Annotated in this window: 10 protein-coding genes; 4 read left to right on the plus strand and 6 right to left on the minus strand. The window is 45.0% G+C overall.

The genetic code is table 11. From position 1 onward, the window contains the following. Window positions 1-39: 39 nt before the first annotated feature. Together BT_RS01205 and BT_RS01210 are read left to right on the plus strand one after the other, a co-directional pair. Complete coding sequence (locus BT_RS01205; protein WP_008766205.1) at window positions 40-1290, plus strand: exonuclease SbcCD subunit D; 1251 nt, start codon at window positions 40-42, stop codon at window positions 1288-1290. Further along, entirely contained in the window at window positions 1287-4151 is a 2865-nt protein-coding gene (locus BT_RS01210) for an AAA family ATPase (protein WP_008766204.1), read from the plus strand. Before BT_RS01205 ends, BT_RS01210 begins: the two co-directional genes overlap by 4 nt. Here BT_RS01210 and BT_RS01215 read toward each other — a convergent pair. The 6 genes from BT_RS01215 to BT_RS01240 all read right to left on the minus strand — a co-directional run bounded on the left by BT_RS01215 (window position 4135) and on the right by BT_RS01240 (window position 9524). Further along, entirely contained in the window at window positions 4135-5301 is a 1167-nt protein-coding gene (locus BT_RS01215) for a metallophosphoesterase (RefSeq protein ID WP_008766203.1), read from the minus strand. The genes BT_RS01210 and BT_RS01215 overlap by 17 nt on opposite strands. Window positions 5302-5354: 53 nt before the next feature. Further along, complete coding sequence (locus BT_RS01220) at window positions 5355-5933, minus strand: membrane protein (RefSeq protein WP_008760546.1); 579 nt, start codon at window positions 5931-5933, stop codon at window positions 5355-5357. A 6-nt stretch (window positions 5934-5939) separates the two neighbouring features. Then, window positions 5940-6449, minus strand: coding sequence for an RNA polymerase sigma factor (locus tag BT_RS01225; RefSeq protein ID WP_011107186.1), 510 nt, complete (start codon window positions 6447-6449; stop codon window positions 5940-5942). Between the two features lie 69 nt (window positions 6450-6518). Then, window positions 6519-7421 carry a vitamin B12 dependent-methionine synthase activation domain-containing protein gene (locus BT_RS01230; protein WP_008766201.1) on the minus strand — a complete coding sequence of 301 codons (903 nt, stop codon included), beginning with the start codon at window positions 7419-7421 and terminating at the stop codon, window positions 6519-6521. A 25-nt stretch (window positions 7422-7446) separates the two neighbouring features. Further along, window positions 7447-8784 (minus strand): dihydroorotase, encoded by a 1338-nt coding sequence (locus tag BT_RS01235; protein WP_008766200.1) that lies wholly within the window; start codon window positions 8782-8784, stop codon window positions 7447-7449. Next, window positions 8781-9524, minus strand: a complete 744-nt coding sequence (locus BT_RS01240) for a polyprenol monophosphomannose synthase (protein WP_008760550.1) — start codon at window positions 9522-9524, stop codon at window positions 8781-8783. Before BT_RS01240 ends, BT_RS01235 begins: the two co-directional genes overlap by 4 nt. Before the next feature lie 244 nt (window positions 9525-9768). Here BT_RS01240 and mfd point away from each other — a divergent pair, with 244 nt between their 5' ends. Then, the gene (gene mfd / locus BT_RS01245) at window positions 9769-13152 is read left to right on the plus strand and encodes a transcription-repair coupling factor (protein WP_008766199.1); all 3384 of its coding nucleotides are present in this window, start codon (window positions 9769-9771) and stop codon (window positions 13150-13152) included. A 113-nt stretch (window positions 13153-13265) separates the two neighbouring features. After that, a complete protein-coding gene (locus BT_RS01250) occupies window positions 13266-14111 on the plus strand; it encodes a hypothetical protein (RefSeq protein ID WP_008766198.1) in 846 nt (281 codons plus the stop codon). Window positions 14112-14348: the final 237 nt, after the last annotated feature.

The following is a 14348-nucleotide window of genomic DNA, read 5'->3' on the forward strand; positions in this document are numbered from 1 at the left end:
TTATGTTATTTTTGTCTTCTGTTATAGACAGATAATGATATGATACGTATACTACATACTGCCGATTGGCATTTAGGACAGACATTTTTTGGTTACGACCGCGCGGAAGAACATAAGGCTTTTCTTGATTGGCTGGCCGAAGAAATCCGACAAAACGAGATTGATGCATTGGTTATAGCCGGAGACGTGTTTGATGTTTCCAATCCTTCTGCTGCGTCTCAGCGCATATATTATGAGTTTATTTATCGGGTGACTGCGGAGAATCCGAAACTGCAAATTGTGATTGTTGCCGGTAATCATGACTCTGCGGCGCGTTTGGAAGCTCCTCTGCCTTTGTTGCAGGCGATGCGGACGGAAGTCAGAGGGGTAGTGCGCAAATTGGAGGGCGGAGAGATTGACTATGATCATTTGACAATAGAATTGAAGAATAGAGAAGGGGAAGTAGAAGTACTTTGTATGGCTGTTCCTTTTTTGCGGCAGGGAGATTATCCGGTAGTGGAGACAGAAGGGAACCCATATATGGAAGGAGTTCGCGAACTTTACGCGCGACTTTTACAAAGGTTGTGGGCACGCCGGAAAACGAATCAGGCTATTCTCGCTGTCGGTCATTTACAGGCTACCGGATCAGAGATTGCCGAGAAGGATTATAGCGAACGGACAGTGATTGGTGGTTTGGAATGTGTATCACCCGATACTTTTTCGGAAAAGATAGCGTATACGGCTTTAGGACATATCCATAAAGCACAGCGGGTATCCGGCAGGGAGAATGTAAGATATGCCGGAAGTCCGATTCCTATGTCTTTTGCCGAGAAGCATTATCATCACGGGGTGGTGATGGTGATTTTAGATGAAGGCTGTGCGGTTGATATCAGAAGGATAGAGTGTCCACAATCCATACCTCTTATCAGTGTGCCGGGTGGAGAGGCTGCTTCACCGGAAAAAATAATAGAAATATTAAGAGATTTACCGGAGGTGGATGGAGAAGCTCCTTATCTGGAAGTCAAGGTTTTGCTTGAAGAACCGGAACCTATGCTTCGTCAGGAAATAGAAGAGGCATTGGCTGGTAAGAAATATCGTCTGGCACGTATCGTTTCTGCTTATCGTCAGGAAGAAAGAGTGGAAAAGGAGGTTGATGGCTGGAAAAAGGGATTGCAGGAAATGTCTCCGTTGCAGATTGCGCAATCTGCATTCGAAAAGGTTTATCAGGCGGAAATGCCTGCCGACCTGACTGATTTATTCCAGGAAGCATATATTTCCGCAACTCGTAAAGAAGAGGAGGAGGGAGAATGAAAATTATAGCAATAAGATTGAAGAATCTGACTTCGATAGAAGGCAGTGTTGAAATAGATTTTACGATGGAACCGTTATCTTCGGCTGGTATATTTGCAATTTCCGGTGCTACAGGAGCGGGAAAGTCGACTTTGTTGGATGCTCTGTGTCTGGCATTATATGACAAGGCTCCTCGTTTTGCGGCTTCGGTGGAGAGTATCAATCTGGCAGATGTGGGAGATAACCAGATCAATCAGTCGGATGTGAGAAATCTGCTTCGTCGGGGGACGAGTGACGGATATGCGGAGGTCGATTTTCAAGGAGTGGACGGACATCGATATCGTTCCCGGTGGTCGGTCAGACGGACAAGGAATAAGGCGAGCGGTTCTTTACAGCCTCAAGTGCTGGAGGTGAAAGATTTGGATACGGAAAAAGAATTTCAGGGAACGAAGAAAGAATTGCTGGCACAGTTGGTAGAGTTGGTCGGTTTGACGTATGAGCAATTTACCCGTACCGTATTGCTGGCACAAAACGACTTTGCAACTTTTCTGAAATCCAGAGGGGCGGCGAAAGCGGAACTACTGGAGAAGTTGACGGGAACAGGTGTTTATTCCCGCATCTCTCAGGAGATTTTTGCCCGGAATAAGGCTGCACAAGAAGAGGTGACGATGATTCAAAGTAAGATGAGTGTGATTGAGTTGTTGCCGGAGGAAGAACTTTTAACCTTGCAGAATGAGAAAGAACAGTTGGTTGAGAAACGTGCGGCAGGGATTAAATTGCTGGCAGAACTGAATGCGCAATTGAATGTGGTCCGTTCATTGAAAATGCAGGAAGCTCTTTGGGTGAAAAAGCAGCAGGAAGAGCAGGAGGAACTGAATAAACAAAAGAATCTACAGGATGCTTTGGTTGTTCAGGAAGAAGGACTGATTCATTTTAAAGCGCAGTGGGAAGCGATACAGCCGGATTTGAAAAAGGCACGTCAGCTAGATGTACAAATACAGTCGCAGCAGGCGGGGTATATACAGTCTCAACAAATTTTGCAGGCTGCCCGTCAGCAGGTGGCGGATCAGGAGAAGAAATCTGCATCTGCGATAGAGCAGTTACGGATCTCCTATCATTCTTTGAGTCGTCTGTTGAATCGTACAGATGTGGAGTCACTGCAGCTGGAACAGATTGAAGTCATCCTTAACGAGGAAAAGGATACATTGGAAACATGGACAAAAGTGAATGAAGAACGCCTTGGCCGGTTAAATTCTTTCGGTTATCCTTCTTTGGTAGATGAGCAGGGTAAGATTCAAAAAGAACTGACGCGCTTGCAGAATATAAAGAAATTGACTGAAGAACAATCGAAGTCGAAGCAGGATATAGAGAAACTGGAAAAGGAAGTGACTGTTTGTACACAGCAGTTGGCAGAGCAGGATACTGTAGTTAAAGCCTTGCAGCGGCTTTATGAAAATGCCCGTATGGCGGTAGGAAAGGATGTGAAAGCATTGCGTCAGCAGTTGCAGGAAGGGGAGGCTTGTCCGGTTTGTGGAAGTACGACACATCCTTATCATCGGGAACAAGAGGTAGTGGATACTCTTTACCGGAATATGGAACAGGAATATAATACCGCAGTGTCTGCTTATCAGCAGATAAATAATCGCAGCATTGCCCTGCAACGAGACTTAACCCATCAAAGAGCAACTGAGGTACAGATAAAAGAACAGTTGTCCGTTTTGCAACAAGAAGGATTGCCGGCTGGAGAGGAAGATCAGATACAGAATCGGTTAAATGAGTTGGCGGAACGTATTTCAGCTTATCAGCATCTGTATGCGGAATGGCAGCAGAACGATGAGAAAATAAAGAAATTGCGGACATACTGTGATGCTCTGCGTGAGAATGTCTCGCAGTGTCGTTTGGCTGCGCAAAAGGTATCAGCCGCTAAAGAACAGTCGGCTATTTTACAGAAAGCAGCTATTGATGAGCAACAAAGATTCGAAGTGATCGCTAAAGCGTTGGATGCACTCCGACAGGAACGTTCTTTGTTATTAAAAGGGAAGAGTGCGGACGAAGCTGAGGCTGCTGTTGCCCGAAGAGAAAAAGAATTGAATGAGGCGTTGGAAAAGGCTCGTAAACAAGTGGAGGGAGTACAAAATCATCTTTCCGGTCTGCAGGGAGAAATGAAACAATTGTCCGTTGTCATTGAAGAACTTCGGGAGCAACAGAAAGGTATCGAACTTCCGGATCAGCTTCCTCAGACTATAGCGAAACAACAGGAAGATAATCTTAATACGGAACGTGCGCTGTCGATTGCGGAGGCACGTCTGTTGCAGCAGGCAAAGAATAAAACAATCTTTGAGCAGATAACCAAGGAGCTTACCGAAAAGCAGGCAGTTGCCGTACGTTGGGCTAAATTGAATAAATTGATTGGTAGTGCCGACGGTGCGAAATTTAAAGTCATAGCCCAAAGTTATACTTTAAATCTGTTATTGCTCCATGCCAACAAACATTTGGCTTATCTTTCCAAGCGGTATAAGTTACAGCAAGTCCCCGATACACTGGCGCTTCAGGTGATTGATTGCGATATGTGTGATGAGATACGTACGGTATATTCGCTTTCGGGAGGTGAATCTTTCCTGATTTCACTGGCACTTGCATTGGGCTTATCTTCGCTTTCGAGCAATAATCTGAAAGTAGAATCCCTGTTTATCGACGAAGGATTCGGCTCGTTGGATGCTGACAGTCTGAGAACAGCCATGGAAGCTTTGGAGCAGCTACAGATGCAGGGACGGAAAATCGGAGTCATTTCCCATGTACAGGAAATGAGTGAACGTATTTCAGTTCAGGTGCAGGTACATAAGAAGATCAATGGAAAAAGCGTGCTTACTGTCGTAGGGTAAGCACCGTTATTTCCGGCCATGCACCGAAGCGGAAAGGAAGTCCGACATAGCCGATGCCTTCATTTACGTACAAACCACGTGTTCCTTCCAGATACATCCCGCTCCATTCGGGATAGATGTAAGAGGAAGGAGAATGATTACCGAATTTTAACTGCATGGCGTGGGTATGCCCTGCCAGCATTAAATCGATGTATGTTTGTGGAAGTACTTCCCGTCTCCAGTGGGTAGGGTTATGGCTTAAAAGTATCTGGAACATTCCTTCGGTTCCCCGCATCGCTTCGGGGAGATCAGCATATTGGGAGAAAGGCGGTTCTCCTTCGTTTTCAACTCCAATAAGGGCGATACTGTCGCTGCCCTGAATCAGAATCGTATGAGAATTATTCAATAACTTCCAGCCCATAGCGGCTTGTCTTTGCAGAAGATCGTTCAGATTATCATCTTGCTCATCTTTGCTTTTCCAGTGGAAATAAGGACCGTAATCATGATTCCCTAAAATGGAGTAGACTCCATCTTTGGCTTTCAGTCCGGCCAGTATATCTTGAAAATCATTCAGTTCGACTGCACGATGATTAACCAGATCACCGGTAAAGACGATAAGATCGGCCTGTTGCTCATTCACCAGTTTTACTAACTTCTGAATAGCGGAAGCATTTCCCTGCCAACTTCCGATGTGAATATCCGACAGCTGAACAATACGGTATCCATCGAAAGCCGATGGAAGCTTGGGCGAGGAATAAGTTACCTCTTTGACGTCAAACTGCGTGCGTCCGATAAAAGACCCGTAGATGATCATTACGATAGAAATCACGGCTAATGTCAGTCCGGTACAGATAAAGGGAGTTCGGGGCCACCGTAGCCATTTGTGGAAAGGTACCCCGATAATCGTGCAGAGAGACAGCAATAGTTTAGGAGCCGTAAACAGGAAGAAAAAGATGGAAAACCATCCAATAGCCTGTGTATGGCGTTCGGCAAAGGCGTTATTGGAGAAGTAAACCAGATAAAGTAATCCTGCGGATAGCAGGAAAGCAGGCAGCCAGTAGAGGATTCTCAGCCAGCGTTTTGCCGTCAGATGAACGATAAATCTGAGATACAGATAAATGTCCGGTAGAATAAGGAAAATAAGTAAAAATATAAATAGGCGTTGCAACATAACAGCACGGATATTAAATTTTTAGTTGAAATAGGCGAAGCAGCTGACTCTGGTCAACTGTCTATGATTTTAAGTTCGTCCAGGTTCTTCTTGATTTCCTGAATACGGTTCAGGAATTTCTTGCGATAAATCCACAAGATCAGCCCCAGGCCAGCTCCCCAAAGCAGGATAAAAAATAGAATGATGGCTATCCCATATTGCCATATCTGCCAATAAATAAATGAGAGTACCGCCAGTATAAGGAGGAAAGCAGTGGCAATCAGACGTTCCCGGATCATCCACCGATGGATACGGTTGACACGGCTGATCACTTCTATCAGAGGCATTTCGTCCACTTTCGTCTGTTGTAGAAAACGGGTGGTGGTGATGTCCCAGTATAGTGCGGGAATCCACGATAGAATGATAATGATATAGATCGGATTCAGTCTGCCGTGCAACAGGACTTCCAGCAGGAATAAGACCAATACCGGCAAAGAAATCAGGATGAGTTTGATATTCAGCCGGGCAATGGCATGGATACCTTTGTCTGCATGTCCTATCAGTTTGCCAAGTTCTTCCTCTTTGATCAGCTCCTTATCTTTTAAGTGCTCATCCAGGGCATTCCATGATTTTTTCAGTTCTTCCAGTTCCATATATGATTACTCCTTTTTCATTTTTTTTAGTTTGTCTTTGATACGGCTCAGTTTGGTAGCCACATTTGTCACCGTCAGTCCGGTGATCTCCGCAATATCTTCGTAACTTTTATCTTCAAGATAAAGCAGGATAATTGATTTGTCGAGTTGTCCCAGTTGATTGATCATTTGATAAAGTTGCCTCAGCATTTCGTGGATCGGGTCATGTTCCTCTATTATCCAGTCCGCTTCGCGGGTGAGGGTAACGATTTCCGGTACATTCTTTTCTTTGCGGAAAAAGCTGATACACGTGTTCAGGGCGATGCGGTAAATCCATGTGGACATTTTGCATTCTCTTCTGAACTTGGGATAGGCTTTCCAGAGGTTGAGTATCACATCCTGATAGAGGTCATTGAGCGGGGCGTTAGGATTGGTATATAAGTAACATACCTTGTAGATCACCCGTTCATATTCGCGGATGACCGATAAGAACTCCTGTTCAATAGGGTTGGTTGCCTCTATTGTTCGTTCTCTCATGAATTAAATGGGTTACTTTTCTGGTTAGTTAGTCGTGCGAAAAGGAGAAAAATCACAAGTAAACGAAAGTTATTGCAGATTGGCAGCCAGGAATTTTCGCATTTCCTCCGTACTTTTTCCCCGACGGCGGGCATAGTCTTCGAGCTGGTCTTCTCCTATCTTTCCGACAGAGAAGTATTCGGCAGCCGGATGGGCAAACATCAGTCCGCAGACCGAAGCATGAGGGTACATGGCACCATTCTCGGTCAGCGTGATTCCTATCTGTTTCATATCCAGCAGTTCGTCCAACAGGAAATTGATGGATTGATCGGGCAGGGACGGGTAGCCTACGGCAGGGCGAATCCCTTGATATTTCTCGACCAACAGATCGGGCATTGACAGAATTTCATCTTTGGCGTATCCCCACGCTTCTTTGCGTACATATTCGTGCATCTTTTCCGTAGCAGCTTCTGCCAGACGGTCGGAAAGAGTCTGGACGAGTAAATGCTTGTAGGGATCTTGCTCGTACAGGCCTTCCATATCTGCATCTATGCAAGAAGCAAAGGCACCTATTGTATCCGGAATGCCGGAAGAAAGAGGACGGATAAAGTCACTCAGACAAAAGAACGGACTTCCGTCCCGTTTAGGCGTCTGCTGGCGGAGCAAAGGGAAAACTAGGAATTGATCGGTTTCTTTTTCAATCACCAGGTTATCTCCGTCCGAGTTTGCTTTGCAAAGTTTGAAGATAGTTCTCACTTCATAATCCTTGTCAAGTAAATCCAGCATCCGGTTGGCTTCCTTAAACAGTTGCATAGCTTCGGAAGCCTTGTTGCGGTCTTCTTCCGGAAAAGTAGTCAGCCACGAGGCACGACAGACATCGCAACCGTGAATGTTGGCGATCGCTGCGAAACGAGGTTGGAATCCCCATGCATGGAAAAAGTAAATCCAATTGATGTAGGGGGCGACGTTATGTATCTTATAAGATAAAATCATATGTTTATAAGTGACGAGTTGCTGTTTATCTGAATCTTAACTCCTGTCCACGATAATTCTCGTCAATGGTTCCGTTGTTATATAACAGATGACCGTTCACAAATGTTTTTTCTACCTTCCAGTGGAAAGTATGACCTTCCAGCGGGCTCCATTTACATTTGCTCAGGATGCAGTCTGTGGTAACAGTCCACTCACTGTCGGGGCGAACCAGAACCAGATCCGCTTGATATCCTTTCCGGATAAATCCGCGATTGCGTATCTCGTACATTTGTGCAGGGGCATGGGACATCTTCTCTACTACCTTTTCGATGCTGAAAGCACCCTTGTCTGCCAATTCGAGCATACTGACCAAAGAGAATTGTATGGTCGGCATGCCGGACATGACTTTTAATGCGCCCCCTTCTTTTTCGCTCAAGGAGTGCGGAGCATGGTCGGTCGCAATAGCGTCGATCAGACCGCTGTTGACTGCCTCCTGCAAAGCCTTCCGGTCTTCTGCCGTTTTGATGGCAGGATTACATTTGATGCGCGCTCCTAAGGTCTGATAATCTTCTTCGGTAAAAATTAGATGAGACACACACGCTTCGGCGGTAATACGCTTCTCTGCCAAAGGTGCTTTGGAGAATAAACTCAGTTCTTTGGCAGTAGAAATATGCATAATATGCAGACGCGCATTGGTCTCGCGTGCCAATTGTACCGCCAAAGCGGAAGAACGGTAGCAAGCCTCTTCCGAGCGGATGACCGGATGAAGTGCCAAAGGTACATCGTCACCATATTCTTTTTTATATTTATCCGTATTCTCTTTGATGATTCCCTGATCTTCACAGTGTGCTGCAATCAGTAAATCCGTACCTCCAAAGATGTTGCGCAGACTTGCCATCCGGTCTACCAGCATATTTCCCGTACTGGAACCCATAAATAACTTCACTCCACATACCCGGTTTTTGTCCAGCTGACTGAATAACGGATAATTATTGTTAGTCGCTCCGAAATAACAGGAGAAGTTGACAGATGATTTTTCCGCCAGCAAAGCCAGTTTGTCATTCAGTGCCTCCAAAGTTGTGGTCTGAGGATTTGTGTTCGGCATATCCATAATCGAGGTAACTCCTCCGGCTGCCGCGGCATGGCTTTCCGTTGTGATATCTGCTTTATGAGTCAGCCCCGGATCGCGGAAATGTACGTGCTCGTCAATAGCCCCCGGCAAAAGATAACAGCCGGATGCGTCAATCGTTTCGTCACAAGGCATGGCAGCCTCTTGTCCGTCAACTAAGATCTCAGCAATCTTCTCACCTTCAATAACAACAGATCCCGGAACTTTTCTTCCTTCGTTGACAATTACGGCGTTTTTTATCAGTATACGTTTCATTTCTTTTGCGGGAATTTATGGAACCAACTATTTATTTTTAACTTGATCACTCCGAATATGGCTTCTCCAAAGATACTGCTGTTCATCTTGGAGGTTCCCAACTCACGGTTAATGAAGATGACGGGGACTTCTATGATCTTGAATCCGCATTTGTAAGCAGTGAACTTCATCTCGATCTGAAAAGCGTAGCCTTTGAAGCGAACATGATCCAGATCGATTGTTTCCAGCACCTGACGGCGGTAGCATACAAATCCGGCAGTCGTATCATGCACCGGAATACCGGTAATGAAGCGGACATACTTGGAGGCAAAATAAGACATCAGCACCCGTCCCATCGGCCAGTTGACTACATTCACGCCGCTTACATAACGGGAGCCGACAGATACGTCTCCTCCTTCTTTTGCACAAGCCGCATACAAACGGGGCAGATCATTCGGGTTATGGCTGAAATCGGCATCCATCTCGAAGATATATTCGTATGCGTGCTCCAACGCCCACTTGAATCCTGCGATGTAAGCAGTACCCAATCCTAGCTTCCCTTTGCGCTCGATCATAAAGAGGCGTTCGGGGAATTCCTGTTGCAAAGTTTTCACAATGCTTGCAGTGCCGTCCGGAGATCCGTCTTCTATAACCAGTATATGGAATACTTTGTCTAAGCCGAAAACGGCACGGATAATATTTTCTATGTTCTCCCGTTCATTATAGGTCGGGATAATAACGATGCTATCTGATAATTGCATAGAAGTCCTATTTTTAAGACAAATGTAGTGCTTTTCCTTTAGTTATAAAGGGACTAAGGATAATTTAACGTGTTGGCATTTGTTCCCCGGTGTGAAACTATTGGTTTCATGCCTTGAAACTTTTAGTTTCAACCTTTGAAACCAATAGTTTCAAGGCTTGAAACAATCTTGAAGAAGAAAACTTCGGTGTGACTATATCAATCCCGGTTCTTTTTTCGTACTTTTGCGGTGAAATTTTATAGCTATGACAATAACTGAGTTGCAACAACAATATGCCGCTCATCCTAATACGGCAGTCATGGAACGACTGCTGAAGGATGCGTCCGTTCAAACTATTTTTTGCGGGGGCTTATGTGCTTCTTCCGCTTCTCTTTTCTCTTCTGTATTGGTGAAACAAGATGTGTGTCCGTTTGTCTTTGTACTGGGAGACCTGGAAGAGGCGGGCTATTTTTATCATGACCTGACACAAGTGCTGGGAACAGAGAAAGTGTTTTTCTTCCCGTCTTCATTCCGCCGTTCCATCAAGTACGGACAAAAGGATGCGGCCAACGAGATTCTGCGTACAGAAGTACTGAGCCGGTTGCAGAAAGGAGAAGAAGGCTTGTGCATCGTTACTTATCCGGATGCGCTGGCAGAGAAAGTGGTATCCCGCAAGGAGTTGAGCGATAAGACCTTGAAACTGAATGTGGGAGAGAAGCTGGACACGACCTTTATCACAGACGTGCTGCATAGCTACGGTTTCGAATATGTGGATTATGTGTACGAGCCGGGACAATATGCCGTTCGGGGTAGTATCATTGACGTCTTTTCGTTTGCTTCGGAATATCCTTATCGTATTGACTTTTTCGGAGACGAAGTAGAGAGTATCCGTACATTTGAAGTAGAGTCGCAGTTGTCCCGTGAGAGGAAAGAGGGAGTGGCTATAGTCCCTGACCTGGCAGTGACGGGAGATGTGACAACTTCTTTTCTTGATTTCATTCCTAAAGAAACCGTTTTGGCGATGCGTGACTTTCTTTGGTTGCGCGAGCGTATCCAGGTAGTGCACGATGAGGCTTTGACGCCACAGGCTATTGCCGTGCAGGAAGCCGAAGAAAATGGAGGTATTACGCTGGAAGGCAAGCTGATTGACGGTAGTGAATTTACGGTACGTGCTCTTGATTTCCGCCGGATGGAATTTGGGAATAAGCCGACCGGTACGCCGGATGCAAAGATCTCTTTCCATACTTCCGTACAACCTATTTTTCATAAGAACTTTGATCTGGTGGCCGGTTCTTTCAAGGACTACCTTGAACAGGGATATTCACTTTATATCTGTAGCGACAGTACCAAGCAGACCGACCGTATCAGAGCCATTTTTGAAGACCGGGGAGATAAGATTCAGTTTACTCCTGTAGTACGTACGATACATGAAGGCTTTGTGGATCATACGCTGCATCTGTGTATTTTTACGGATCATCAGCTGTTCGACCGTTTCCATAAGTACAACTTGAAAAGTGACAAGGCCCGTTCGGGTAAGGTCGCTCTGTCCCTCAAAGAATTGAATCAGTTTACTCCGGGTGATTATGTGGTTCACACGGATCATGGTATCGGTCGTTTCTCCGGTTTGGTACGCATTCCGAATGGAGATACTACGCAGGAAGTGCTGAAACTTGTCTTTCAGAATGAGGATGTCGTGTTCGTTTCCATTCATTCCCTTCATAAAGTTTCCAAATATAAAGGTAAGGACGGAGAAGCTCCGCGACTGAACAAACTGGGTACCGGTGCCTGGGAGAAACTGAAAGACCGTACGAAGGCGAAAATTAAAGATATTGCCCGCGACCTCATTAAACTATATTCGCAGCGCCGTCAGGAAAAGGGTTTCTCTTACAGCCCCGACAGCTTCTTGCAGCGTGAACTGGAAGCCTCCTTTATCTATGAAGATACGCCCGACCAAAGTAAGGCAACGATGGAGGTGAAGGCCGATATGGAAAGCGACCGTCCGATGGATCGCTTGGTGTGCGGAGATGTGGGTTTTGGAAAGACAGAAGTAGCAATCCGTGCAGCGTTCAAAGCCGTAGCCGATAATAAACAGGTGGCGGTCCTTGTGCCGACGACCGTCCTTGCCTATCAGCATTTCCAGACATTCCGCGAACGTTTGAAGGGTCTGCCCTGCCGGGTAGAATATTTGAGCCGTGCCCGTACGGCAGCTCAGTCCAAAGCCGTATTGAAAGGACTGAAGGAAGGAGAAGTCAGTATTCTTATCGGCACCCACCGTATTTTAGGAAAAGATGTTCAGTTTAAAGATTTAGGCTTGCTGATCATTGATGAAGAGCAGAAATTCGGAGTCTCTGTGAAGGAGAAGCTGCGACAGCTAAAGGTGAATGTGGATACATTGACCATGACTGCCACACCGATTCCACGTACGCTTCAGTTCTCGCTGATGGGAGCCCGCGACTTGAGTGTAATCTCTACGCCTCCGCCTAACCGCTATCCGATTCAGACAGAAGTACATACCTTCAATGAGGAAGTGATTACGGACGCGATTAATTTTGAGATGAGCCGCAACGGTCAGGTTTTCTTTGTCAACAACCGGATTGCGAACCTTCCGGAACTGAAAGTGATGATCGAACGTCATATTCCCGATTGCCGTGTTGCCATCGGGCATGGACAGATGGAACCCACACAACTGGAACAGATCATTTTTGACTTTGTCAATTATGACTATGATGTGCTTTTGGCGACTACTATCATAGAGAGCGGTATCGATATTCCGAATGCCAATACGATCATTATCAACCAAGCGCAGAACTTTGGTCTGAGTGACCTCCATCAGATGCGTGGACGGGTAGGACGCAGTAACAAAAAGGCTTTCTGCTATCTGCTGGCGCCTCCGTTGAGCAGTCTGACGGCAGAAGGAAAACGACGCTTGCAGGCGATTGAGAACTTCAGTGATTTGGGGAGTGGCATCCATATCGCTATGCAGGATTTGGATATACGTGGAGCCGGAAACCTGCTTGGAGCAGAACAGAGTGGCTTCATTGCCGATCTGGGGTACGAAACGTATCAGAAGATACTTGCCGAAGCAGTTCATGAACTGAGGAATGATGAGTTTGCAGAATTGTATGCAGATGAAATAAAGGGAGAAGGTCAGATCAGTGGAGAAGAATTTGTAGACGAATGTCAGATAGAAAGCGATCTTGAACTTCTGTTGCCGGCCACCTATGTGACGGGCAGCAGCGAGCGTATGTTGCTTTACCGCGAACTGGACGGACTGACGCTGGATAAAGACGTGGATGCCTTCCGTTTCCGCCTGGAAGACCGCTTCGGACCTGTTCCGCCGGAAACGCAGGAATTGCTTCGCATCGTTCCCCTCCGTCGCTTGGCGGCGCGACTGGGAGTGGAGAAGGTTTTCTTGAAGGGCGGACGTATGACGCTATTCTTTGTTTCCAATGCGGATAGTCCGTTCTATCAGAGTCAGGCGTTTGGCAAAATGATAGATTACATGATGAAATATACCCGTCGCTGTGACCTGCGTGAGCAGAACGGCCGACGGAGTATGCTGATAAAGGATGTGACTAATGTGGAAACTGCCGTTAGTGTGTTGCAGGAGATTGTAGCGTTGCCGGTGAAAGAACTGGATGATCATTAATTGATAAATAATAAGAGCAATGTTTGTTTTTTATATTCAAAAATGCTTATCTTTGATCTAAAGACACAGATAAGAACAAGTAAGAGCCATTTAAAATCTAAAAAATAATGAATATGAAAAACATGCTGACATTGATCGTCCTATTATCATCGTGGTTAACGGTGTATTCGCAAGAGAGTTATACGGAAGCTGAACTAAAACAGAAATGTGATTCTATTGTAGAAGAAGCTAATACTTTGTACAGATATGAAACGGCTGCCTGGAATTTCACTGATATGATCTTTGCCAAACCGGGGTTAATTGAAACAATTCAGAATATTCTGACTTACCACCAGGGCGATTCTATTAAATGTGTTGCTATTGATAAGCAGTCTTATTGTATCTATGAGGCAACTTTTCTTAATGAATCAGCTCCATGTTCGGAAGTAACTACCCGCAGGAACTTAACAGAACAGGAAATACTTTTGGCTAAGATAAAAGAAAAGATACGGAGTGAACTTGCTGACCATGAAAAATATCCAATTTATCGCTACGATAATTATCCTCTGAATTGGGATCTCATACCATTTGCAGATGGATATAAATTCTATGCTATTTCAGGAGTATCTAAAGGGCGTGCCATACCTTTCGGCAATGATTACTTATTTATTGCTAATAAAGAAGGAGAAATTCAATCGTGGAAGAAATTTCATTCCAGACTTATTCCGGTGGAAGCTACAGAACAAATGCCGATGATTGCTTTTCCTGTTCACTCGCATTTGAAATATGAACCATTCATTTCAGCTACTGATATTTGTACATTTAGATTATATTATAATAAAACCGGTAGTACTAAGTTCGCTGTATATTCTACAGCTCTTTCCATGTATTTCATTTATGAGTTAGCTACCAATACCATCACTCCGACAAAGGATATAAATTTTAATTCGGCTCCTCTTTCTGAAAAGGTTGCCCCATGATTTATTTATCATGATTGGAAAGAGAACAGGAAGGCATTAGTAAAAGTATATTGTTCTTTGTAAATGTGTGAATATATTTGCGTCTGATGCTTTTCTTCTGTCGTCTGTGATTTTTGTTTTCTCTTTCTTATACAAGTTGCTTTATAAACCCGCATCACGTTTATAATAAATAGTGAGGACGTTTATTATAAACGGGTCCCAAGTTTATTATAAACTATATTTTGCCAAATTCCTCGG

This window comes from Bacteroides thetaiotaomicron VPI-5482 (assembly GCF_000011065.1).
GTDB classification, from domain to species: Bacteria; Bacteroidota; Bacteroidia; order Bacteroidales; family Bacteroidaceae; genus Bacteroides; species Bacteroides thetaiotaomicron.